21 protein-coding genes are annotated in these 22,815 nt (G+C 60.1%); 15 read left to right on the top strand and 6 right to left on the bottom strand.

Going from position 1 to position 22,815, the window contains the following annotated elements:
• Window positions 1-181: 181 nt before the first annotated feature.
• On the bottom strand, window positions 182-577 hold the full coding sequence (locus CAK95_RS18845; RefSeq protein ID WP_086089309.1) for a DUF5330 domain-containing protein: 396 nt from the start codon (window positions 575-577) through the stop codon (window positions 182-184).
• A 387-nt stretch (window positions 578-964) separates the two neighbouring features.
• Here CAK95_RS18845 and CAK95_RS18850 point away from each other — a divergent pair, with 387 nt between their 5' ends.
• The 3 genes from CAK95_RS18850 to CAK95_RS18865 all read left to right on the top strand — a co-directional run bounded on the left by CAK95_RS18850 (window position 965) and on the right by CAK95_RS18865 (window position 3,998).
• Window positions 965-2,776, top strand: coding sequence for a sensor histidine kinase (locus CAK95_RS18850; protein WP_086089310.1), 1,812 nt, complete (start codon window positions 965-967; stop codon window positions 2,774-2,776).
• Entirely contained in the window at window positions 2,769-3,572 is an 804-nt protein-coding gene (locus CAK95_RS29645) for a peptidoglycan-binding domain-containing protein (protein WP_183044153.1), read from the top strand. Before CAK95_RS18850 ends, CAK95_RS29645 begins: the two co-directional genes overlap by 8 nt.
• 78 nt (window positions 3,573-3,650) lie before the next feature.
• Window positions 3,651-3,998, top strand: a complete 348-nt coding sequence (locus tag CAK95_RS18865) for a DUF1491 family protein (RefSeq protein WP_086089311.1) — start codon at window positions 3,651-3,653, stop codon at window positions 3,996-3,998.
• On the opposite strand, the gene CAK95_RS18870 is transcribed toward CAK95_RS18865, so the two are convergent.
• Window positions 3,999-4,994, bottom strand: coding sequence for a DUF2336 domain-containing protein (locus tag CAK95_RS18870; protein WP_157699678.1), 996 nt, complete (start codon window positions 4,992-4,994; stop codon window positions 3,999-4,001).
• A 362-nt stretch (window positions 4,995-5,356) separates the two neighbouring features.
• On the opposite strand from CAK95_RS18870, the gene CAK95_RS18880 reads away from it, so the two are divergent.
• Window positions 5,357-6,097 carry a hypothetical protein gene (locus CAK95_RS18880; RefSeq protein WP_147413446.1) on the top strand — a complete coding sequence of 247 codons (741 nt, stop codon included), beginning with the start codon at window positions 5,357-5,359 and terminating at the stop codon, window positions 6,095-6,097.
• A gap of 3 nt (window positions 6,098-6,100) precedes the next feature.
• Here the strand turns inward: CAK95_RS18880 and CAK95_RS18885 are convergent, their stop codons facing one another.
• The 3 genes from CAK95_RS18885 to CAK95_RS18895 all read right to left on the bottom strand — a co-directional run bounded on the left by CAK95_RS18885 (window position 6,101) and on the right by CAK95_RS18895 (window position 9,528).
• Window positions 6,101-6,649, bottom strand: coding sequence for a DUF1254 domain-containing protein (locus tag CAK95_RS18885; RefSeq protein WP_086089315.1), 549 nt, complete (start codon window positions 6,647-6,649; stop codon window positions 6,101-6,103).
• 25 nt (window positions 6,650-6,674) lie between these two features.
• Complete coding sequence (locus CAK95_RS18890; RefSeq protein WP_086089316.1) at window positions 6,675-7,253, bottom strand: DUF1214 domain-containing protein; 579 nt, start codon at window positions 7,251-7,253, stop codon at window positions 6,675-6,677.
• A gap of 64 nt (window positions 7,254-7,317) precedes the next feature.
• On the bottom strand, window positions 7,318-9,528 hold the full coding sequence (locus CAK95_RS18895; protein WP_086089317.1) for a transglycosylase domain-containing protein: 2,211 nt from the start codon (window positions 9,526-9,528) through the stop codon (window positions 7,318-7,320).
• A gap of 407 nt (window positions 9,529-9,935) precedes the next feature.
• Between CAK95_RS18895 and CAK95_RS18900 the strand changes: the two genes are divergently transcribed.
• The 5 genes from CAK95_RS18900 to CAK95_RS18920 all read left to right on the top strand — a co-directional run bounded on the left by CAK95_RS18900 (window position 9,936) and on the right by CAK95_RS18920 (window position 17,133).
• Window positions 9,936-10,520: a YcgN family cysteine cluster protein gene (locus tag CAK95_RS18900; RefSeq protein ID WP_425349619.1), complete on the top strand. Its 585-nt coding sequence runs from the start codon at window positions 9,936-9,938 to the stop codon at window positions 10,518-10,520.
• A 59-nt stretch (window positions 10,521-10,579) separates the two neighbouring features.
• Window positions 10,580-11,788 (top strand): SIR2 family protein, encoded by a 1,209-nt coding sequence (locus CAK95_RS18905; protein WP_147413448.1) that lies wholly within the window; start codon window positions 10,580-10,582, stop codon window positions 11,786-11,788.
• Window positions 11,785-14,526 (top strand): hypothetical protein, encoded by a 2,742-nt coding sequence (locus tag CAK95_RS18910; protein ID WP_086089319.1) that lies wholly within the window; start codon window positions 11,785-11,787, stop codon window positions 14,524-14,526. The genes CAK95_RS18905 and CAK95_RS18910 overlap by 4 nt, the downstream gene beginning before the upstream one ends.
• Window positions 14,527-14,740: 214 nt before the next feature.
• On the top strand, window positions 14,741-15,280 hold the full coding sequence (locus tag CAK95_RS18915) for a hypothetical protein (RefSeq protein ID WP_086089320.1): 540 nt from the start codon (window positions 14,741-14,743) through the stop codon (window positions 15,278-15,280).
• A 293-nt stretch (window positions 15,281-15,573) separates the two neighbouring features.
• Window positions 15,574-17,133, top strand: a complete 1,560-nt coding sequence (locus tag CAK95_RS18920) for an MDR family MFS transporter (RefSeq protein ID WP_086089321.1) — start codon at window positions 15,574-15,576, stop codon at window positions 17,131-17,133.
• 61 nt (window positions 17,134-17,194) lie between these two features.
• On the opposite strand, the gene CAK95_RS18925 is transcribed toward CAK95_RS18920, so the two are convergent.
• Window positions 17,195-17,509, bottom strand: a complete 315-nt coding sequence (locus CAK95_RS18925) for a hypothetical protein (protein ID WP_086089322.1) — start codon at window positions 17,507-17,509, stop codon at window positions 17,195-17,197.
• 266 nt (window positions 17,510-17,775) lie between these two features.
• Here CAK95_RS18925 and CAK95_RS18930 point away from each other — a divergent pair, with 266 nt between their 5' ends.
• The 6 genes from CAK95_RS18930 (at window position 17,776) to CAK95_RS18955 (ending at window position 22,650) form a co-directional block, all read left to right on the top strand.
• The gene (locus tag CAK95_RS18930; protein WP_086089323.1) at window positions 17,776-19,245 is read left to right on the top strand and encodes an MFS transporter; all 1,470 of its coding nucleotides are present in this window, start codon (window positions 17,776-17,778) and stop codon (window positions 19,243-19,245) included.
• Window positions 19,246-19,464: 219 nt separating this feature from the next.
• The gene (locus CAK95_RS30505) at window positions 19,465-19,704 is read left to right on the top strand and encodes a DUF4160 domain-containing protein (RefSeq protein ID WP_086089324.1); all 240 of its coding nucleotides are present in this window, start codon (window positions 19,465-19,467) and stop codon (window positions 19,702-19,704) included.
• Window positions 19,691-20,176 (top strand): hypothetical protein, encoded by a 486-nt coding sequence (locus CAK95_RS18940; protein ID WP_086089325.1) that lies wholly within the window; start codon window positions 19,691-19,693, stop codon window positions 20,174-20,176. Before CAK95_RS30505 ends, CAK95_RS18940 begins: the two co-directional genes overlap by 14 nt.
• 74 nt (window positions 20,177-20,250) lie before the next feature.
• Window positions 20,251-20,637, top strand: a complete 387-nt coding sequence (locus CAK95_RS18945; protein ID WP_342588015.1) for a helix-turn-helix domain-containing protein — start codon at window positions 20,251-20,253, stop codon at window positions 20,635-20,637.
• A gap of 236 nt (window positions 20,638-20,873) precedes the next feature.
• The gene (locus CAK95_RS18950; RefSeq protein ID WP_086089326.1) at window positions 20,874-21,389 is read left to right on the top strand and encodes a hypothetical protein; all 516 of its coding nucleotides are present in this window, start codon (window positions 20,874-20,876) and stop codon (window positions 21,387-21,389) included.
• Complete coding sequence (locus tag CAK95_RS18955) at window positions 21,310-22,650, top strand: DNA-packaging protein (protein ID WP_086089327.1); 1,341 nt, start codon at window positions 21,310-21,312, stop codon at window positions 22,648-22,650. Before CAK95_RS18950 ends, CAK95_RS18955 begins: the two co-directional genes overlap by 80 nt.
• Window positions 22,651-22,815: the final 165 nt, after the last annotated feature.

A 22,815-nucleotide genomic window follows, 5' to 3' on the forward strand; every position in this document is an offset into this window, starting at 1 on the left:
TGGGATTTTCCTCAAGATATAAGCAGCCGGACGGGCCAGATCACGATGATTTTGGATCGGAACCGATCCAAAATCATAAACGTGATCGATTCTAATAAGTTAGAGCATGATGTCGTCCGAAAACCGCTTCGCACTTTCGGCATCATGCTCGCGCAAAAGCGTGGATATGGTTCCCGAACGGTCAGGTGGGACGGCGCGGGTCCTTCGGCGGCATCGGACCGCGCCATTCCGGATTGAGATCGGCCGGCGTCAATGTGTTTTGCGACTGCGGCAGCGGGCCGGAACGGCCAATCGAGCCGGTCTGCGCGGGTGCGAGGCTGTCCTGCAGCAGGTCGAACAGATAGCGCGCGCCGGCCTGGGCGCGTTGACCGAAGGCAACGGCCGCTTGGCCTCCCACCTGGCAGGCCTCCGGCTGACGCTCGCAGAAGCCACTCATGTCCGAGACGGCCGCGCTTGCCGCGCTCACCGCATCGGCGGCGCCGATCGCCGGTGCCTGACTCTCAGCTTGATATTTTCCGCTTGGCAGAAGGACGAGCACGATGCTCAGCCAGAATGCCACCCGCAGCAGAAAGAACATGACGCAAACCCCGAAACTCCCCGGCGGCTCGTTTGGCCGCTTGTCCGACAGGTATCAGGCGCGGCTGAAAAGCCAGTTTTGGTTTTTGGGCTTATTCGATGAGAATGATCGGAGATTTTGAATAGAATTTGAATCATTTCTTAGCGCAAGCGACGCCAAAAGGCCTTGTGTTTCCGCGCGATGGCCGGAATCCACTACCGTGACGGACCCGGCCCAATTTCACCATTCGTTCACGATGAAGCGCGGCCACGGATTATTTTTGCCGAGCCAGGAGCGCGGCGACGCCGCAAAGTCCGTTCCCTTAGCGTTCGCTTAAGCCGGGTCTGACACGATCCCGGTCCTAAATGGGGAGTGTGTCAGCCAAGGCTGCTGACGCAGTGGGTTGCTTTGAGTCTGGTTCAGCCGTTTCGCGACTATATCGACGGCCTCGTTCATCCGTCCGTCCAGCATGATGCGCTGGCGGCGCGGCGGCATCGCGCATTCATCGCGCCGCGGCTTTTGGGTTCGCTGATCGCGATCGCGGCTTTTCCGGTTTATCTCGCGACGCGCGGTGTTCCGACGGCGCTCGAGATCGCGATCTTCGCCTGGCTCGTGGTGCCGATCCTTGTCGCCTATTTCCTGTCGCGGACCGGCCAATATGAAAGCGCGCATATTCTCTCGTCGCTGTCGCTGACCGGGCTGGTTTTCGCCGTCGCCTGCGCAACCGGAGGCATTGCATCCTTTGCCGCGATCTGGCTGGTTGTCGTTCCGCTGGAAGCGGCCCTGTCTGTATCACGCCGCGCGGTCGGTATTGCCTCGATCTTCGCGCTGATGGCGGCGGGCGTGCTGCTGGTCCTGACCAACTTTGGCGTGTTGCCGGGCTTCGACGGCCTGAATGGCGCGGCACTGACAGCGCTTGGCATTATATCGGCGTCGCTTTACGCAACCGGTCTTGCCCTCGGCACGGAGTCTCTCGCCCGCACCAGCTCGTCGCTGCTCAATGCCGAAGAAGAGCGCTATCGTTTGCTTGCTCGCAACATGACCGACGCGATCACGCGGCATGCGCGCAACGGTGCGGTGTTGTTCGTCTCGCCCGCGGCCGAGCCGTTATTCGGTGCGCGCATTGAGGATCTGATGGGCCACGGCCTGTTCGATCGCGTGCATGTCGCTGACCGGCCGGCCTATCTTAAGGCGCTATCCGATGCGGCGATGCTCGGCAGCCAGCAATCGGTGGAGTTTCGCGTCAAACGCCCGCAGAGCGATGCGGAACACGCTGTCGAATTTGTCTGGCTGGAAATGCGGTGCCGGCCATTTGATGATCAAAAAGCTGCTATGGACAATTCGCGCGAGGTAGTTGCCGTGATGCGCGACGTGTCCGACCGTAAAAGGCAGGAACACGCGCTTCATCTCGCCCAGGCCGAATCCGATCGCGCGCATGCGGCGAAGACGAAATTTCTCGCGACCATGAGCCACGAACTGCGCACGCCCTTGAACGCCATCATCGGCTTCTCCGATATGCTAGTGAATGAAGAGCAGATGCGGCTTGATGCAGCGCGCCGAAAGGAATATGCGCAATTGATCAACGATTCAGGCAGCCATCTGCTGTCGGTGGTCAACGGCATTCTCGACATGTCGAAAATGGAAACCGGCGATTTCGAGATCACGCCGGAGCCGTTCGCGCCCGCTGCCGTGATCAACAATTGCTGCGATATCCTGGCCCTGAAAGCCCGCGATGCCGATATCGATCTGATCGTCCGCAATGCTGCAGGTTTGCCCGATGTCGTGGCCGACAAGCGCGCGTTCAAGCAGATCATGCTCAACCTTTTGTCCAACGCCATCAAGTTCAGCAACCGCGGCGGCCAGATCACGGTCGTCTCCCGCGTCGACGGTGCGCGGCTCATGGTGTCCGTCGAGGACAACGGCATCGGCATTGCTTCAACCGATCTTCCGCGGATCGGCAATCCGTTCTTCCAGGCGAGGTCCGCTTACGATCGCCGGCATGACGGCACCGGCCTTGGTCTGTCCATTGTCAAAGGGTTGCTGGAGCTTCATGGCGGTGAATTGAAGGTCTCGAGCGAACTCGGGAAGGGGACTTCCATTTCGATCTATCTTCCGCTCGACTGCGAGACGGTTACGGTTCTAAAAAAGCCAGAGGCTGCGCCCCCTCACGTGGAGACGGCGGTCGCGGCGGATGAAATGACGGTTCGTAAAAGTGCGTAAGCCCATAAACAGAAAGACGGTTGCGGCGAAGGCGAAGGCCGCGCCAGCTTCCAGTTCTTTCTTTCAGCGCAAGGACATTATTGCCGGTGCGCTGGCTTTTGCGGCGGCAACGGCAATTGTCGCCAATGCGGCCTTCCTGCAGGCCGGACCGCATCCAGCGCCGATGTTTGCCGGGAGCGTGGGCGCTCCGGGTCCTGCTTTGAAGTCGATCCCAAAATCGATCCGTGTGGTCGGACAGGACATCACCGGTCCGGCGCCTTTGCCAATTGCGGCCCCCAAGGCGCGTCCGGCCGAACCCGAATGGCCGAAGGTTGAGCCTGCGGCTCCTGCGGCAGCGCGGCCGCGCAACGAAATCATGGCCGACATCCAGCGCGAACTGTCGCAGCGTGGCTTCTATGACGGCAGCATCGACGGGGTTCACGGCCCCAAGACCGATGCGGCGATGCGCGATTTCGAACAGGCGGCCGGGCTCAAGCCCGGCTCGGAGCCCAATGATGTGTTCCTGCGGGCCTTGACGCGCTCGCAGGCCAAGGCTTCGGCTCCCGCCGCCGCGCAGCCAACCCGCAACGACCCGATTGCCGAACTGATCGCGCCGTCATCCAAACGTGTTCTGGCGGTTCAGCGCGCGCTCGCTGAGTATGGCTATGGGCAGATCAAGCCCAACGGCACATTCGGTCCCGAGACCAAGGATGCGATCGAGCAATTCGAGCGCGCGCGCAAAATGCCTATCACGGGTCAGATTTCGCCGCGCCTGGTGCGGGAATTGTCCGCTCTCACCGGACGACCATTGGAATAGCCGCGGCCTTGCGTCCAACATCGTTTCGCGGGAAGAGCGATCAGCCAAAACCTGCCGCCGTCACAAGATCTGTCGCGCATGAGATTGAAATCGTCGATCTGGGTTTCTGCCTATATCCGGCGCTGCATGATCGAAGGCGCTTATGCGGTCGTGCGACGGCGGGGTGCGGAAGAGGCCGGCGCCATTTTCGTCAAAGTCGACCGGCTTGACGGGACATCCGACCTGTTCGGTCCCGCGCCGCAAACCGAATTTGACGATGCGCAACCGACGGACCGCGCATTCATGGCCAGCCTGCGCGATCAGCCCAAGCCGAATGATGAGATCGAGACCTATCTCGGCCGTCAGATCAAATTCGACCCCGATATCTGGATCGTCGAGGTCGAAGACCGGAACGGCCGAAATTTTCTCGAGCGGATCGTCGGGTAATCAGGAACCTGATGGCGTGCGACGCTGGGTTACATTCGTGGCCGCCGTTTGATCATCGGCTCGCTGCTGATCGTGCTGCGTCTTGTCCCGCGTTCGCAGGTCGGTTTCCGGCCAATGCAACGGACGATGAGAAGCCTTTCTCGCCTCCAGGCGATCGGCGGCCCGCCAGATCGCAACCATCTGAAGGGCCGCAGGCAACGGCAACGCCTCGAACAGATCCGACAATTCATAGACCCGATCGACCGAGTGGCTGATGGATGGATTGAGGAACATCAGGATGCGCTGGAAGGCGTCCGCCGGCATCGCCATGGCTTTAGCCGACACGGCGAATGGTTCACCCAGTGGATCGGCGATGACCCGCCCGGTGATCGCACGGGACGTTCCCAGCGATTGCTGGAGCAGGGTGGTGAATTCCTGGAAGCGTCCGGCGAGCGCGGCCTGTTCGAGATAGCGTACGACATTCGTGCCCTGCGCCAAAGGCACGTGCTGAATGTCGGTTGAATAGTCGAGCTTGAGCAGGATCATGCGGCGCTCGCGCGAATCGGAAGCGAAGAACGCATCCCGTTGCGCAACATAGTCGTCGGCAAGCTGTGCGGTCGCAGACGCGGCTGGATTTGATGCGGATTGCTTCTTGACGGGTTCGAAGATGCCGAGATCATCTTCAAGCCATGGATCAACGGGTGTTGTTGGGGCCGGCTTTTGCGACAGCGTATTCTCGACCGACACACCAAGCCGACGTAGCACGTCTTCCGGCGCACCGGGATAGCTTTTCAGTTTTTCCGCCACAGTCGCGCAGGTGGCGGCATCGACGACATCGATCAGCCGGAGCGCCAGTTCGGTATAGTGGCGGACTTCTTCCGGCGTGTGCGATGGCTTCTGGATATAGAGATCCGTGAGCACACGCAGCAGGATTGGACGCGTGTCGACACCCGTCCGGTCAGTCAATCCGGCAAGACCGGTCAGACCATCAAGATTTTCGAGACTTAAGGATTTCACGGCACCACCCAACGCATAATGGTGGACTTTATCCGTGAGGCCGTTAGCAGAGCGTTAACCTTGAGGGTTTCTTAATCCACTCAGACAGACCGGCCATCGCATCGGCCGGCGGGGGCTGAGACAATGGGTATTGTCATCGACTTTCCAGTGCGTGAGGCCGCGTCTGTATCGCGTGGCGAGACTTTTCTGAACCATCGCGCCGAGGTTGTCATTCTGCCGGTTGTTCGGATCGAGCGTTACGACGATCATTCGGCCTTCATACCGCCGACGAGAACGGGCGATACAAGCCGCAGACGTCGCCGTCGTGCTGCACGTTCGTGACCTTGCGGTCGGTTCTCGAAACATTTTTTGGAATAGCGGACATGCCGCGGAAAATACGACTGGCGCGGATGCGGGTTCTTCTCTGTGTCCCGATTCTCGGCTGCATCAACGCCGACTTTGGACGTGTCCGGCCGTCCTTACGCACCGACGACATGCATTCGTGGATGGGCCCCGCGATCGCCGAGCGCTATGGTGAGCCCGCATCGCAGTTCCGTTTGACCGATGAAGAACGCAGCTTGCGCGATCTTGCTTATCCCCTGATCGAGCCGCCGTATGAGCGCCAGCGCTGGTACAGCGTCCTCAACGAATATGGAATCTCGCGAATTTTCCAGCGTGACTGGTGGGCCTACGACGAGACCGCCTATACGACCGCGATGTTCGGCAACCCGGCACGTTCGACCCAAACCTATTACAACCGTCTGATCGACGATATCCGGAACGATATCGTCCGCATCGGTCCTTTCGCCGCCAACGCGCGTTATATCAGCGATATGGACCTGAGGCGTGAGAAGAGTTTGCGGTATGTGTCAAACCTGAGCCCCAGCGAAAGCGGTAACACGCTCGCGCGCATCGCCGAGAATTCGCTGATCGCACGCTGGGTGAATCAGTCGCTGATGCAGCGGGCGAATTCCTATCAGTTCGCTTTGGAGCGTCTGGTGATTTCAGCGCCGTCGCCGATGGCGGCGGAAGCCGAGCGTCAATTGCAACTGATGCGGATTGCGATTGCCGAAGCCGCATTGGTGCCGCGCGGCGCGCCACCAATGCCGTTGATCACCAAATAACAATTATGGTGTGAAGGATTCGCAGCGGGCACCGGATAATGCGTTGACCGCCGCCGGCATCATCCCGGGTTCCGACGCAAGAGCGCGCAGCACGATGAGACCTGTCTGCGTGGGCGATTCGACGATCAGTCGGTCCGCTGCGGCGATTTCCTCGTCGTCGGGAAGCTGTGCGCGTTGCGCGCTCGTCATTAGATCGAGCTCGATGGTGCGGCGACCGGCAGCACGATCGTTGATCGCATAATAGGCGATGTCCTTGTTGGTGTAGAACGTCACCGACGTGTAGGCGGGACTGACCGGTGTCGTCAGCTTGAGCGGGCTTTCCCTCAGGTCATAACGGCACACGGCCGCCGCGAAGGCCGGATCCATCAGCGGCACGACTGCCTTGCCGGCGATTGGTGCGGGCAGGGGAACGACCTTGTTGACCGGTGCGATTTCGGAAATTTTTGTGTAGGCATTTTGTGTCGCCGTGTTCGGCAGATAGAGGATCGTCACGAAATGGACGATGCCGCCGAGCAGCAATCCGGCCAAGAGCCACAACACCCACCGGATCATGGCCGGCATCTCATGCGTCGGCGGCTTAGGGACATTTGATCACCTTGATCGACGGCATCGGGGTCTCGCGGCCAGTACGCGAGGCGGCGCTGATCGGCGAATCGTAAAAGCGCATCACCAGGATATAGCGATCGACGCCGCCGGTCGGCAGCCAGTTGCCCGAGCGAGCGCGTGGGGCGACTGACACATTGATGAGCCCTTCGGAATTGCGCACTATCTCTTGACTCGTGAAGCCGTGGCGGGCGAGCGCGTTGCCGACCAGCTTGCCATCCGGTTCGTAGAGCGTGAGGGTCCAGAAGCGCGCCTGCGGTGTAACACCGGTCACGGTGACATCGCAGCGGCCATCAAGCGCTGCACCATTGTCGTCTTTGGTCGCAACAAAGGCGATGCCGTCGCCGGCGCCCATCGGCAATTCGCCGCTGCGCGCGACCAACGCTCGTGCATAGGGATCGATGTCGGATGTGCCGGTGCGCGGCCATGCCGTCCACGTGCCTACAGTGAAGGCGCCGAACGGGGTTCCTTCACGCAGCGCGAACAATGTTGTACCGAGGCCGACGGCTGCAGCGACCGCGAATGCCAACAGCAATCCGATAAGCAATCGCACGAGACGTCCGGGTCAATGGTGATGGAATAGGTGCAAAAGGCAATCGCCGGATTTGCACGCGCTGTCAATTGCGGCGCGGCGTGCGGCCCTCGGATGCTGCGATGATACCGCCGGTGCGGGCGGGGCCATTCGGCTGGTTCTCTGCCGTGCCGGGACCTTTGACACCAAGCTCACGACTGGCCTCTTCAAGCGCCTTCTCGATGCGGACGAGAATGTCCGCTCCGCGCCGCGTCAAGAGGATCGGGCGGGGGATCTCGTCACCGGGACGCGCCCCCGGTTCGGCGGCGACATGAGGTCCGAGCGGCCCCGGGTTCGGCGCCACGCCTGGCATTTGTTTCAACTCGATACCCTGGTGCGCATAGGCCATGATTTTTTTCCAGGTCATGGCCGGGAGCGAACCGCCGGTCATGCGGTTGGTCGGAGCATAGTCATCATTGCCGAACCAGACAGCGGCGACCATGTTGCCCGTATAGCCGGCAAACCAGGCATCGCGATAAGCGTTGGTGGTGCCGGTTTTGCCCGCTGCCTTGACGCCGTCGAGCATGGCTCGTTTGCCCGTACCAGCTTCAACGGCCTGGTTGAGAATCATGTTGATGTCGGCCGCCACTTGCGCCGGCATGACGCGGCGCGGCTTTGGCCCGTCGCGATCGAAACGCCAGATCGGATCGCCAGTCGCGCTACGGACTTCAAGAATTGCGTGCGGTGTCACAGCCATCCCGCCATTCGGGAAGGTTGCGAAGGCGCCGGTATGGTCGAACACGGTTACCTCATCGGCACCGATCGGCAGGGACGGCGTATCCGGGAGGGGGCTGCGGATACCCATGCTCCTGGCGAGCGCAACGATCTTGGCGCGACCGGCCTTTGGATTGCCGTTGCCGATCATGATCGAAAGCCGGACTGGAACGGTGTTGATCGAGCGCACCAAGGCGCTCGTCAAAGTCTGCGTTCCGGAATAACCGCCCGAATAGTTATGGGGGCACCAATTGCCGATGCAGATCGGTCCATCGACGATCGTCGTCGTTGGTTTCAGGCCGTGAATGAAGGCGGCCGAATAGACATAGGGTTTGAACGATGAGCCAGGCTGACGCTGTGCGTCGGTTGCGCGATTGAACTGGCTTTCGCTGTAATCACGGCCGCCGACAATCGCACGGACGGTGCCATCGTTTTCCATGACCGTGGTCGCGGCCTGTCGCGTACCGTATTGCCGGCCATAATCACGCAGCGTTTCCTCGACCGCGTTTTCCGCCTGGCGCTGCAAATTCACATCGAGACCAGTACGCACGATAAAAACGCGCTCGGTCACCGACTTCGGAAGCTTTTCAACCAGCTTCTTGAGCTCGTCATAAGCGTAATCGAGATAGAAACTCGGCTGGCGTTCGTCGCGGCGGTCGATGGCGACGGCAGGATTGCGCCGCGCACCAAAAACTTGACCTTCCGTCATCATTCCGGACTCGATCAGATTGTCGAGCACGGTATTGGCGCGCGCACGGGCGGCAGGCAGATTAATATGCGGCGCATAGCGCGTCGGCGCCTTGAACATGCCGGCCAGCATCGCCGCTTCTGCGAGATTGACCTCGCGCGCGGACTTGCCGAAATAATATTGGGCGGCGGCATCGACGCCGAAGGCGCCGGCACCAAGATAAGCTCTGTCGAGATAAAGCTTGAGTATCTGGTTTTTCGTCAGCCGCGTCTCGAGCCACATCGCAAGGAAGGCTTCCTTGACCTTGCGTTCGATCGTCCGCTCATTACTTAGAAACAGGTTCTTGGCGAGCTGCTGGGTTAGGGAGGAGCCGCCCTGCACGACGCCGCCGGCCCGCGCATTGATGAAAATCGCGCGGATCGTGCCCGGCACGTCGATGCCGAAATGCTCGTAGAACCTGCGGTCCTCGGTCGCCAGCGTCGCCTTGATCAGATGGTCCGGAAACTCTTCCAGCGGGATGGAATCGTTATGCTTGATGCCCCGCGCGCCGACCTCGTTGCCGTAGCGATCAAGGAACTGCACCGCCAGTTCCGACTTCTTCAGCCAGTCCTCGTCGCGCGTCTCGTAGAAGGCCGGGATCGCCAGCGCCAGCATCAGCACGAGGCCGACGGCGCCGAACGTGGCCATCTCCGACAACGGCTCGACGAACACCCAGCGCCGCCAGCCGCCGACATGGAACCGGTCCATGAAGGTGACGAAGCGCTCCCACAATTCCCGCGACCAGCGGCCGGCCTCGAACAGCCCCGAATCGATGCGCGCGTCGAGATCGAGAAAGAAGCGCCGGAGGCGTTCCATGAAGCTGATGGGCCTTGGCTCGGGCAAGCGCCGTCTCCGGAAATGGGCTCTTTACATGGGGTGGCGGCCGCCGCCACCGGGCCGTCTTGTCAATCCTTGGCCGATCTCGCAAGCCGTCCCGTAAGCGTTTGAAGGGCTTTGAGAAATGCCTGCAATCTCGCCTTGTCTAGCCGATCCCTGCGGCCAGGGCCATGCCACCAGAGCCACACAGGATGTCGAAATTGCGAAGAAGCATGCAAAATCACCCCCGATTCCTCAAGGAATCACTAAGACTTGTGCTGTGATCGCGGCAAAACTGTCCGTGATCGCAAACAGTCCGTAACCGGATGAGCCGCCCGCGTGCCGCCCGGAGAACCGCTTAAGAGAGCCGCCCAAAAAAACCGCAGAGGGCGGCCGGAGACTTTTCAGTGACCAAGGCCCTGTCCAGAACCCAGCCCCGGAAGACCGCCACCCCCAAGGCCGGCGCCACCAAGACCGCCGCCACCAAGGCCGCGGTCCGGCCGAAGGCGCGCGCGGCCGACGATCGTCCGTTCTGGAAGCGCAAGACGCTCGACGAGATGACCCCGGCCGAATGGGAAAGCCTGTGCGACGGCTGCGGCCGCTGCTGCCTCAACAAGCTGGAGGAGGAGGACACCGGCAAGCTGTTCTTCACCGATGTCGCCTGCAAGCTGCTCGACCATGAGAGCTGCCGCTGCAAGAACTACAAGACGCGGTTCAAGAAGGTGCCCGATTGCGTGTCGCTGACGCCCAAGGAGGTGCGCAAGATCGACTGGCTGCCGCCGACCTGCGCCTATGATCTGCTCGCCAAGGGCAAGGACCTCTATTGGTGGCACCCGCTGGTCTCCGGCGATCCCGACACGGTGCACAAAGCCGGCGTCTCGGTGCGCGGCCGCGTCGGCGCGAGCGAGAAGGATGTGCCGGACGCCGAGCTGGAAAACTGGATTGTGAAATGGCCGGGGAAGGTTCCGAAGGGGGCGGCGAGGAAGCGGTGATCTGTTAAGTTAAGTATTTTCATTCTCCAGAAATTTCTTTATTTGGATTGGATTAGTTCTTGACGCGCGACGTATCAGCAGAAGACCGAGTTATTGTCTTAGGCAGCGGCTTGGCGCCGATTCCAGAGCGCTTGCTGCTTGCACACGCGCGAGGCGAAGTTCTGTTCATTTGCGGTGCGGGAGTTTCCAAGCCAGCAGGGCTGCCAGATTTTCGTGAGCTAGTGCTCGATGTTTACCGTGCTCTTGATGCCAGTGTTCATACAGTCATTGCTTCCTTGCCACGTGGAGCATGTAACCGGTGGGAAGTGGATTGCTCAACTCTAAATGATAGACAGAAGGCAGAGGTTAAGCGGTTCATCAACGGCGACTATGACGTTGTTCTTGGCATGCTTGAAAGGCGTCTTGATGATCAGACACGTGGCGATAGCCAGGTTAGGTTCGAAGTAGCTAAGCGTTTGCGAGCAGGTCAAAACAAACCCGCTTCGATCCATCGTACGCTTATGCGCTTGGCTGACCGAGGTGGCACAACGACCATTGTGACGACTAACTTTGACCTTCTGCTTCAGAGGGCAGCACTACGGCGTACGTCCTTAATTCAAACCTACTCGCTTGGCTCGATCCCTAGACCAACGCGGAACGCAGAGTTTTCTGGAGTGTTGCATATTCACGGGGCTCTAAGTGCAAATCCAAGCCGGGTCTCGGAGCTTGTCCTTTCAGATCAAGACTTTGGCGAATTCTACCTTCGTCGGCGCGTGGTTCCTGATTTTATCTATGATGCCGCTCGTCTTTTTCACTTAGTTTTGGTTGGCTACAGCGCTTCCGATCCACCAATGCGCTATCTGTTGAATGCAGTCGCGGCCGACGGGACACGCTTTGACGACTTGAAGGAGCGCTTCACTTTTTTCGGAACAAGCGAGCCAGATCCAGTCGCGCTTGAGGACTGGAAAGCGCGCGGCATTACCCCAGTCCATTACAGGGGAGAGAATAATCATTCGGCTCTACGAGAGACACTGGAGCGATGGGCGGAATTTTCTGCAATCAATGGAAGGAAAGATCGCGTCGATGCCAAGATGCGTCGAATCGTAAAAGCGCCCAGAGCGGCAGCGCTCGATGAGGATCGCGATTTGTTTGATCACTTCATTAGGCGAAGCAACATGAGTGAGCGAGTCAGACTATCGGCTTTGGTGTCCGAGGCAAAGGCTGACCTTGGGTGGCTCGATGCGATCGTCAAGATTGGTGCGGAAAGAGAGCGGGAACAGCGACCATGATCCCGGCTTGGGCTTATCTCAACGATGAGGATCGTGCGGCGTTTAGAGCCGCGGTCGCGTTTCTTAATAAGCGCCTTGCGGAACAGGCGACGATAGATTGGGCGCTTAGTTTGAAGCGCACCCAGCGTATAGAACGTCTTGCAATCGAGGATTTGCTGGACAGTCCCAGTGCGATCAATCTTGATGAACCTTGGGCGACTGCGTGGAGATTGATCGAAGAAGGCTGGTCTGCCCCGTTGATGGAAGAAGGTGCGTCGACGGCAATATATGGCATCCAGAAGCGGCTTCGAGCAGGGGATCGTTCAGGCGCAGTCATCTCTAACATTGTTGGTCTTGTTGCGCCCAGCCTTAAGGTTGAGCCGCTTGATGCTTGGCGTTGGCAGCTAGTAAAAAAGCCTCGGCACCCAAAGACTTTTGATCAGCTGCTTCATGCAACGCTGACCAGCGGAGATCTTGTAGATTTAAATGTCTTAAATATAGCAAGCCTGACAGATGTTGCCTTCCTAAGATCGTTAGGAAGTGCGCTTGAGTACGCCGTTAATCACGGACTCGAAATAGCCAAGAGGCTTGGGTGGGATGGACAGCGGTCGCTGTGGCGGCTCGGGTTCTTAAGTCGTGTGTATTATACTCAAGCCGCGAGAAGGTATGGAGAAACAAGTGAGCCTGATGCTTATCACCGTGGCATCGCCCCCTCGGTCAAGCTTCTCTGGACGGTGGTTGCGCGTCTAGCTGAGTTGGAAGCTCAAGATGCGATGCCGTTCATTCACCGTTGGCGGATGGCTGAAACCGTTGTCCATACGCGACTATGGGCAGCGGCGGCCCGAAACTCTAATCTTGTCGGCCCGGAAGAAGCGGGCGCATTCCTGAAGAATCTTGATGATCGTCATTTCTGGGATTTGGATGCATTTCCGGAAATCGCTGAGCTTCGTTCGATACGGTTTTCCGATCTCGCTCCTAATGTTCAGAAGGCGATAGCAAAAAGAGTTCGAAAAGGGCCTCCTCGCAATCATTGGCCACGTAAGGCAGACGAAGCAAAGGTAGGAAATTTTCAGCTTTATTGGACTGTGCGCGAGCTTAAGCGGATAGAGGTTGCCGGTGGTGATTTGCCCGCGGATGAGCGGAGTTGGTTGAATGTTAACATTGGCCAGTTTTCAGATCTGGCCCAGATGAATATTGAAGAAGGATTCTCAAGAGCGTCTGAGGTCTATACTGTTCTTCCAAATCCAGATGAGAAGCTTGACGCTCTTAGCGGGTTAGCACGTTTGCGTGCGTTGGAAGTTGCGTTTTCAACTGCTCGCAATGGTTGGGGTGATGATCCCGCCGAGCGCGCTAGCGAATGGCTTCGGCAGCCGGGAAGAATTCAGCTTTTGATTGGTGAATTGGAAGCAACTGGGAATGGTGGAAATGATTTCCCCCATATTTGGAGCCGTTTCGGCTGGGCGCATTCGCCGAAGGACGAGCAGCATGCGACGGCAAGCTCGCAACGAAATTTGCAAGCAGAAGCTAATCGCGTTCTCGTACTTCTAAACGAACTATCCAAAGCTACCCTGGCAGCCGCAATTGAGGGTATTAGCGCTTGGCTCGATGCATGGGAGAAACAAGTCGTTGCATCCGCCTTGGGGTTGGCGGTGTGGCTGAGGATTTGGCCGATTGCGGTTGAAGCCACGAATGCGAGACCGGAGAAGGAGGGCGACGCAAATCTCAGCGTAACGGCCAGCAATGCTGACGATGATAGCGATTCGATGGATATCGATACGCTGAATACACCCACTGGCAAGCTCGTCGGCGTTTTCCTCGCTGCATGCCCGTCTCTTAACGATGCGCCGAGGCCATTCGAAAGTAGCAGCGCTGTGCACCAAATGCGTGGTGCTATGATTGATGCCGCCGGCCGATCCGGTTTGATCGTGCGGCACCGATTGATTGAGGCTCTGCCGTATTTTCTCCGAGCTGATCGCTCGTGGGCAGAGCAATATCTTATATCGCCTCTATTAAAAGATGATGGGGCGTCGCTAGCTTTGTGGCGCGCAATTGCGCGTCGAACACACTTCACCGAAGTCTTGAAGATTATCGGTAACGCTATGGCCGAAAGGTCGACTGATCGTCGCTTGGGGCGTGAAACTCGGCAGCAGCTGGTGTTTAGCCTTGTTATTGAAAGTTTACATGCGTTTCGCGAGGGTCGCGAGGCGGCAGTATCCAATCCGCGTGTTCAACAAATGCTTCGGACAATCGATGACGAGGTTCGTGCCTATGCGGCGAACGCCATCCAACGGTTCATCTATGATCTTTCCGTGGATAAGTCAGGCACTGGGCAAGCGCCAAGCGCCGCCGATTTGTTCCGGTCCGCTGCTGCGCCTTTTCTCCAGCATGTTTGGCCGCAAGAGCGTTCGTTGGCTACGCCGGGCGTCAGCAGCGCGTTTGCGGACCTCCCTGCGACATCAGGAGAAGCATTTGTAGAGGCTGTCGACGCTATCGAGCGTTTTTTAGTTCCTTTCGAATGCTGGTCGATGCTTCAATACGGCCTTTATGGTGAAGATGGAGGGAAAAAGAAGCTCACTATCATCAACACAGAGGCTAAAGCGGAAGCTTTGCTTCGCTTGTTTGATTTAACAATTGGAAACTCTGAGGGCTCGGTGATACCTTACAATTTGACTGACGCACTGGATCGAATCCGATCCGTTGCGCCGGAACTTGCGAAAGGTTCGATCTACCGACGTCTTTCTACCGCCGCCAGGCGCTAGGGAATCCGGTCCCGGTATTAATCCCTTGGAATCCTTTGAAAAGGAAAATAATCCTTGACAGCGTGACGCTGCCGGGATAGGGTTTCGGCAATCTCCACAATTGCATCGGCAGCGCGCGATGGCGCTGCACCCCCCCTCCCGACGCGCTGCGCACGTCGACCTCCCCCGCAAGGGGGGAGGTGAACCGTGTGCGCGGCCCGCATCCGAGATTCCCATGGCCTTATCCGACCATATCAAGCCCGAGCCCAATCCGCCGCTGACGCGCGAGCGCGTGATCCTGGCGCGCGAGATGTATGCCGAAGGCTTCGCCGTCGCGCGCATTATGGCCCAATGTCTGATGTCGCTCGGCACGCTCTATGCCTGTCTCGACGGTGTGCCGTTCGGCGCCGACGGCGAACAATGGCCGCCCTTGCCGCGGCGGCGGCAGACCCTGCATCAGAAGCGGCGGGCGCTGAAGGCCGATGCCGTGTCGCTGGCCAACCGGCTGACGCGCACCGCCGAGCGGCAGGTGCGCGATATCGAAATGCGGCTGTCGGCGCGGACGATCGCGCCGGTCGATCGCGAGCGCGATGTGCGCATGCTGGCCCAGCTCGCGCGCACGCTGCGCGATTTGCGTTTGCTGGGCGCGGCCGATGCGGCCGGTGCGGCGCGCAAGGCACAGGATGAGCCAAAGCGGGACATCGCGGAATTGCGGGCTTCGGTGGCGCGCAAGCTGGAAGCGATCATCGCCCAGCGCGACAACCGGCAGACCTGATATGTGCTAGTGGTCCGATTCTAACGTTCGCATCCCGTTTCAACAGGCACCGTTGCGAACGTTAGAATCAAAGGACCACTAGCAAACCTATGATTCTAGTGTGGTTTGGTTCGGAAATCCGCTTGACGAGCTCGCCGCAACAATGAAGCGGATTTCCGAACCACCACACTAGTGGAGTTTTGGATTTGACATTCGCTTTGCGAGCCTTTCGGTTAACAGGGTGGCGAATGTCAAATCCACTCCACCGGCGTTGAACGGCTTGCGCGGACCCGCGCTTCGGGCGAAGAGACGGCATGGATAAAAAGACGCCGAAACAGAAGCCTCCGAAAGGCAAGGAGGGCAAAACCGCTGCGCCCGCCGAGGGAAAGCCGCAGCCGCAAAAGCCGCTGCCCCCGAAGCCGCTGACGCATGTGGAGGTCCGCACGGTCGTCATCGGCCTGATGCTGACCATGTTTCTCGGCGCGCTGGACCAGACCATCGTCGCCACCGCCTTGCCGACCATCGGCCGCGCCTTCCACGACGTCGAGAATTTGTCCTGGGTGGTGACGGCGTATCTGCTCACCGCCACCGCCAGCACGCCGCTGTACGGCAAGCTGTCGGACATCTATGGCCGGCGCACGGTGATGCTGACCGGCATCGGCATCTTCATCCTGGGTTCGATCGTCTGCGGCCTGGCGCCGAACATGTGGACGCTGATCCTCGGCCGCGCGGTGCAGGGGCTCGGCGGCGGCGGCCTGATGTCGCTCGCGCAAACGATCATCGCCGACATCGTGACGCCGCGGGAGCGCGGCCGCTATCAGGGCTATATCGGCGCGGTGTTCGCCTCATCCTCGGTCGGCGGGCCGGTGCTGGGCGGGGTGTTGACCGAGCATCTTCACTGGTCGCTGATCTTCTGGATCAACCTGCCGCTCGGCCTGATCGCGCTCGGCATGACCAGCAACGCGCTGCGCCATGTGCCGCTGCACAAGCGCGATCACGCGCTCGATCTGTTCGGCGCGGCGCTGATGATGTCGGCGGCGGTCTCGTTGCTGCTGGCGCTGACCTGGGGCGGCGTGCGCTTTCCGTGGCTGAGCTGGCCCATCTTCGCGCTGCTGCTCGGCTCGGTGTTTTTGTGGTCGTTGTTCTCGTGGCGGCTGGTCTCGGCGCGCGAGCCGTTCCTGCCGATGACGGTTCTCGCCAATCCGATCGTGCGCTGCGCGACGCTCGCCGGCACCTGCTGCATGGGCACGCTGGTCGGCATGACGATTTTCATCCCGCTGTATTTCGAGACGATCCTGCATTTCTCCGCCAGCCAGTCCGGCCTCGCGCTGATCCCGCTGATGGGCGCGACGGTGATCTCATCCACCGTGACGGGGCGGCTGATGGTGGTGGTCGATCACTATAAGCGCATGGCGGTCGCCGGCATTGTCGTGGCGATCCTGGCGCTTGGCGCGTTGTCGATCTGGCCGGTGGGCTTGCCGCTGGTCGTTCTCATTCTGCTGTTGATGGCGGTCGGGCTCGGCATCGGCGCGGTATTTCCGATCACCACGGTCGGCATGCAGAATGCGGTGTCGCGCAGCCATATGGGCATCGCGACGGGTGCGATGAACTTCTTCCGCTCGCTCGGCTCGGCGCTGGTGGTGGCGCTGTTCGGCGCGATCGTGCTCGGCGGCATCGGCGCGGCGGGCGGCGTCTCGGTCGAGTCGCTGGCGCGCACGGCATCGGAGCCGGCGCTCGCTTACGCGTATCGCTTCGTGTTTCTGGCGGCGATGCTGGTGCTGTGTTTCGGGCTCGCCTTCCTGATCGCGATGGAAGAAAAGCCGCTGCGGGGGCCGGCGAAGAAGCCCGACGAACTGCCGGTCGATCACGTCTAAAGCGTTTTCGAGCGAAGTGGGTACCGGTTCGCGTGAAGAAAACGCGTCAAAGCAAAAAACTCTAGCGCCGGCGTGTCGTCGCGCGCACCTTCACCGGCACGGGCACCGGTTTCGGCATCAGCAGGTCGAGCAGGACTTCGATGAGGCCGCGCCCGAAAGCCGGGATCGCCACCGGCCTGCCGGCCGGCGCGCTCCACCATGGCGATCGTGTTGGTGAATTTTCGGTTTGCGGGCCGGCGATGGTGCCGCTCTCCGCGCGTTCTTTGTCTTGGGGCGAAGCGCCGTTGCCTGGCCGCTCCGATGCCGACCATTCCGATGCCAAAGTTTCCGCCGATGCCAAAGTTTCCGCCGATGCCAAAGTTTCCGCCGATGCCATGTGACGGGTCTCCGTCCTGAAAGTGCGGCCTTTGCGGCCATTTGTGCAGTCAACACGACACTGCGACATTCGGTTCCACCGCCAAGGCTAGGCCGCAAAGCTTTCCAAGACGCAAAGGGCTACCAGCAAAAGCAATCGATCCGGCGTTTCATATGGGCCGGAACCATTGAAAAGCGTGGTTCATTGCGACATGGCAGGCTTGAGCGGAGCGCACATGTGGCTGCCACGGCTATGCATCGCGGCCTGAATGCCTAGACTGCCGGGCCATGTTCGGACCGCACCGCCTGCCATGCGAAACGCCGGAGGCGCATCGCGCCTCTGAAGCAAAGACGTTTGCGCCGGATGCAATCGATACGCGCTGGGTGCTGCCGGTCACGATCCTCGGATCGAGTTTGCCATTCATCGACGGCTCGGTGGTGAATGTCGCGCTCCCGGCGATCGGCCGGGATCTCGGCGCCGATCTTCCGACCATGCAATGGGTCATGAACGGCTACATGCTGACGCTGGCCAGCCTGATCCTGATCGGCGGCGCTGCGGGTGACCGGTTCGGACGCAGGCGTGTGTTCATGGTTGGGCTGATCGCATTCGCCGCCGCGTCGGCGATCTGCGGTCTTGCGCCATCGGCGGCGTGGCTGGTGGTGGCGCGGCTGCTGCAGGGAGCGGCGGCCGCATTGCTGGTGCCGTCGAGCCTTGCCATCATCGGCGCGTCGTTCACCGGGGCGGAGCGTGGCCCGGCGATCGGCACATGGGCGGCGGCCGGCGCATTGACCACGGCGCTCGGGCCGGTGCTCGGCGGCTGGCTGGTCGATCATGTCGGCTGGCGCGCGATCTTTTTCATCAATGTGCCGATCGCGGCTGTCGCCGTGCTGCTGGCCTTCCGGCTGCCGAACGACCGGCATGAGACGGGCGATCTGCAGACACGCGATCTGCCGCTCGATCTTCTCGGCGCACTGCTGACGGCGGTGGCGCTGGGATTGTTGAGCTACGGCCTGGTGGCGCTCGGCGAGGGCGCCTGGCGCGCGGGCTTGATCGCGGTGCTGCTATCGTTGCCGGTGGCATTGCTGTTCATCCGCGCGGAGGCAAAGGCCGCCGCGCCGATGATGCCGCTGTCGCTGTTCCGCGATGCGAATTTTTCCGGTGCCAACGCGCTCACGCTGTTTCTTTATGCGGCGCTGACCGCGAGCCTGTTTCTGTTGCCGCTGCTCTTGATCAATGTGCATGGCTACAGCGCCACGGCGGCCGGCGCGGCGTTCCTGCCATTCTCGATCATCATGGGGGTGGGCTCGCGTTACGCCGGCCGGCTGGTCGATCTCGTTGGTGCGCGCTGGCCGCTGATCGCGGGGCCGAGCGTGACCGCTGTGGGCTTTGCGCTTCTCGGCATGACGGGGAATGATCCGAATTTCTGGCGCGGATTTTTTCCGGGACTTGTTGTCGTCGGCATCGGCATGACGATCAGTGTCGCGCCGCTGACGACGGTGGTGCTGAACTCGGCACCAAATGAGCAGAGCGGCATCGTCTCGGGCATCAACAATGCGGTGGCGCGGGCGGCCGGTCTTGTTGCTGTCGCAGCGCTCGGTCTTGCGTTCGGCGGCGCCGCCGCGCCGTCGATCGAAGGGCCGGCGCTGGCGCAGGCCTATCGGCTGGTGATGTTCGTCAGTGCGGCGCTGGCGGTGCTGAGCGCTGTCATTGCGGCGGGGACGATTGGTATCTCGCAGGGGAGTCGGAAAGGATTATAATCTCAAAGCGGCCTCCGGGCGCTACCGCGATATTTTGAGCCGCGCGCAGTGGCGTCTTTTCTTTTGTGTGCCGCGCAACTTGAGGTTGGTAACACGCTGAAAACACTATAAATTCCCTCCGTTTAGGGGGAAATTAATAATGTGCAATTATTGCACAATATTGTTATTGGAACTGTGCAACCTTTGCACTAGCATCTGCGTCTGATTGGTAGCCGAACGATGCCAGAAATCGTCCGGCTGAGTAATTGCAAGATTTGTGTATATGCAGGTGATCATGCTCCACCTCATTTCCACGTACGAGGACCAGGTTGGACAGCGGCTATCTGCATGACGTCGTTCAAGGTGCTCAAAGGCAGCGGCCCGCGTTGTGACCTAGAAGAGGCAATTCGGTGGGCAATTACTCCTGATAATTCCTATCGGTTAGCGTACGAGTGGAGACGGTTGAATGAACGCGAATGAAATTGTCGATACGGGCCAACTTATGGCGCGCATCGGAGAATTGCGCGTCGTTCGCCCCCATTTGATTGAGATTACGTGGGCTGAGGGAGCGCGTGCTGGATACAGAGAGCAAGTGGATCTTTCGCCCGCGATCTACAGCTATAAGATCTATCGTCCTTTACGAGACGACGAAGCTCTATTCGCTACGGCAAAGCTGAGAGACAGTGGCGATATTATCGTTTGGGACGGCGATGACTTAGAAATGACCGCCGAAATGGTCGAGACGCTCGCCGAAGAAACGATGACTCCTGCTGAATTTGCGGCCTTCTTGAAAAGGAATAACCTCACCCAAGAAGAAGCAGCCGCGTTGTTAGGGCGTAGCCGCCGTCAGATTGGATACTACCTGAATCCGGGCCCTATTCCACGCGTCATATCCCTAGCTTGTTTGGGGTATGAAACGTTAGTGAGTCTGCGGAAAGATCGAGCGGCTTAGAGGGCCTCAGTTTGAACGGCTTTTTTTGAAGCCACTTCACTTTCTATGACCGCTCGCGACCCGGAGACCGTGTGATGATGGATGTCAGGCCACTCCACACGCAGCAGGATTATGAATGGGCGCTCGCCGAAGTCGCGCGCTATTTCGATCATCAGCCCGCTCCAGGAACTGATGACGGCGACCGTTTTGAAGTTCTGTCCACGCTCATCAAGGATTACGAGGACAGGCACGTTGAAATTCCGCAAGCCGATCCCATCGAGGTTCTCCGTTTCGCGATCGAGTCGATGGGCAAGTCGCAATCTGAGTTGGCCGATCTTCTCGGCAGCCGAAGCCGCGCTTCGGAAGTGCTCAACAAAAACCGCCGGCTGACGCTGGATATGATGCGTACTATCAGTGCGGCCTGGGGCATTCCCATTGAGGTGCTGACCCCGCATTACGAACTCGCGCGGGACAGCGCTTAGGCGTTTCGATCGGCGGACCATTTATTTCGGCGACAAGGAAAATAATCCTTGACAGCGTGACGCTGCTTCGATAAGGTTTGGTCATTCTCCACAATTGCGATCCGGGCCACGTGCTCCCGCTCATTCCCGCGAATGCGGGAATCCAGAATCCTTCAATGCTTTTCTTTTGCGCTGGGTCCCCGCCTTCGCGGGGACGAGCGGTACTGTGTGTTGGGCTCAAATTCGAATTTACATCCATGACCGATATCCCCGAAGCCGCGCTGCGCGCGCGGCAGATGTATGAAGAAGGCGCGACGACACGCGAGATCGTTGCGCAAACCAAGCTCAGCACCTGGGCGGTGTATTACTGGGTCGCGGGCGGACCGAAGACGATGGGCGTCCGCGCGCTGCCGGCCTTGCCAAAGCGGCGGATGGTGATCCGGCGGAAAATCCTGAAAGAGGATCGCGTCGCGCTGGTCAATCGCATGATGAAGGCCGCCGAGCGGCAGGTCTGCGATATCGAGATGCGTCTTGCGGGAATGCAGCAGGAGGCGGGCGATCGCGAGCGCGACGCCCGCACGCTCGCCGTGCTGGCGAAGACCATGCAATCGCTCACCGCGCTCGACGCGCTGCATGAGAAAGGTGCGCCGAAGCCGAAGGCGCCGAAGAATGAATCCATTCCAAGATCGATCGATGAACTCAGACGATCCGTTGCACAGAAACTCGAAGCAATTATTGCGCGACGAGATTCCGGAAGCGATTGCCAGTCTTGATGCTGAAGAACTCGCTGCACTCAATGCTGCGTGGGACATTCTTGCTCACCCGCACCAGCTTCCGCCCGCTCTCGGCAATAACGGCGAGCCCTGGACCACGTGGCTTTTGATCGGCGGGCGCGGCGCCGGCAAGACGCGCGCCGGCGCCGAATGGATCAAGGGCCTCGCCAATGCGCCCAGGCAGGAAGACGAAACCGAGCGGCGCATTGCGCTGATCGGCGAGACCGAACACGAAACGCGCGAGGTGATGATCGAAGGCGTGTCCGGGCTTCTCGCCGTGCATCCGCATGACGCGCGGCCGCTCTGGTCGCCGGCACGGCGAAGACTGGAATGGAATAACGGGGCGATCGCGCAGGCGTTTTCGGCGGAAGATCCGGAAAGCCTGCGCGGCCCGCAATTCTCCGCCGCATGGGCGGATGAGCTCGCCAAGTGGCGTCATGCCGAAGCCACCTTTGACATGCTGCAGTTCGGACTGCGCCTTGGCGCGCGGCCGCGGCAGGTGATCACCACCACGCCGCGGCCCATTGCATTGTTGAAACGCCTGATCACCGATCCGACCAGCGCGGTGACGCATGCGGCGACGCGAGCGAATGCGTATTACCTGTCGCCGGCTTTCATCGACACGGTGGTGAAGCGCTATGACGGCACGCGGCTTGGCCGCCAGGAACTGGATGGCGAGATCATCGACGAGCGGCCGGATGCGCTGTGGTCGCGCGGCGGCATCGAAAGCTGCCGCGTGGCAGAAGCGCCGGCCTTGCAGCGGATCATCGTTGCGGTCGATCCGCCTGTGTCGGCGAGCAAGGGCGCCGATGCCTGCGGGCTCGTCGCCGCCGGCCGGAATGAGAACGACATTATATATGTGATCGCCGACGAGACGGTGTCCGGTCTTTCGCCTGCCGGCTGGGCGGCGAAAGCGATCGCGCTGTGGCGGCGGCTGGAAGCCGATGCGCTTGTCGTTGAAGTGAACCAGGGCGGCGACATGGTGCGCAGTGTGATCCGCGAGGTTGACGGAAGCGTGCCGGTGATCGCGGTGCGCGCGCATCGCGGCAAGTGGTTGCGCGCCGAGCCGATCGCGGCGTTATACGAACAGGGGCGGGTGAAGCATGCGGGTGTGTTTCCGGCGCTGGAAGACGAGATGTGCGACTTCGGGCTGGATGGTCTGTCCTCCGGCCGCTCGCCCGACCGGCTGGATGCGATGGTGTGGGCGGTGGCGCATCTGACTTTCGGCGGAAGGGGCGGGCCGCGGGTGAGGGGGCTGTGATCGCTCGCGGCGATGCGGTCTGTAGGGCGGATTAGCAAAGCGTAATCCGCCTCCTTTGTTGATTGGTGGGTTACGCCTGCGGCTAACCCACCCTACAATTGAGCAATACTCGCTTCACCGAGACCGCGCATGGCGATTGACGGCGCGGAAACGGCAGACAACAGT

This window comes from Pseudorhodoplanes sinuspersici (assembly GCF_002119765.1).
In the GTDB taxonomy this organism is placed as follows: Bacteria; Pseudomonadota; Alphaproteobacteria; order Rhizobiales; family Xanthobacteraceae; genus Pseudorhodoplanes; species Pseudorhodoplanes sinuspersici.

Coding starts and splice junctions, on each gene's coding strand:
- CAK95_RS18845 (WP_086089309.1), bottom strand. CDS start 577: ATGTTCTTTCTGCTGCGGGTGGCATTCTGGCTGAGCATCGTGCTCGTC.
- CAK95_RS18865 (WP_086089311.1), top strand. CDS start 3,651: ATGAGATTGAAATCGTCGATCTGGGTTTCTGCCTATATCCGGCGCTGC.
- CAK95_RS18880 (WP_147413446.1), top strand. CDS start 5,357: ATGCCGCGGAAAATACGACTGGCGCGGATGCGGGTTCTTCTCTGTGTC.
- CAK95_RS18885 (WP_086089315.1), bottom strand. CDS start 6,649: ATGATCCGGTGGGTGTTGTGGCTCTTGGCCGGATTGCTGCTCGGCGGC.
- CAK95_RS18895 (WP_086089317.1), bottom strand. CDS start 9,528: ATGGAACGCCTCCGGCGCTTCTTTCTCGATCTCGACGCGCGCATCGAT.
- CAK95_RS18910 (WP_086089319.1), top strand. CDS start 11,785: ATGATCCCGGCTTGGGCTTATCTCAACGATGAGGATCGTGCGGCGTTT.
- CAK95_RS18915 (WP_086089320.1), top strand. CDS start 14,741: ATGGCCTTATCCGACCATATCAAGCCCGAGCCCAATCCGCCGCTGACG.
- CAK95_RS18920 (WP_086089321.1), top strand. CDS start 15,574: ATGGATAAAAAGACGCCGAAACAGAAGCCTCCGAAAGGCAAGGAGGGC.
- CAK95_RS18925 (WP_086089322.1), bottom strand. CDS start 17,509: ATGGCATCGGCGGAAACTTTGGCATCGGCGGAAACTTTGGCATCGGCG.
- CAK95_RS18930 (WP_086089323.1), top strand. CDS start 17,776: ATGTTCGGACCGCACCGCCTGCCATGCGAAACGCCGGAGGCGCATCGC.
- CAK95_RS30505 (WP_086089324.1), top strand. CDS start 19,465: ATGCCAGAAATCGTCCGGCTGAGTAATTGCAAGATTTGTGTATATGCA.
- CAK95_RS18940 (WP_086089325.1), top strand. CDS start 19,691: ATGAACGCGAATGAAATTGTCGATACGGGCCAACTTATGGCGCGCATC.
- CAK95_RS18945 (WP_342588015.1), top strand. CDS start 20,251: ATGATGGATGTCAGGCCACTCCACACGCAGCAGGATTATGAATGGGCG.
- CAK95_RS18950 (WP_086089326.1), top strand. CDS start 20,874: ATGACCGATATCCCCGAAGCCGCGCTGCGCGCGCGGCAGATGTATGAA.
- CAK95_RS18955 (WP_086089327.1), top strand. CDS start 21,310: ATGAACTCAGACGATCCGTTGCACAGAAACTCGAAGCAATTATTGCGC.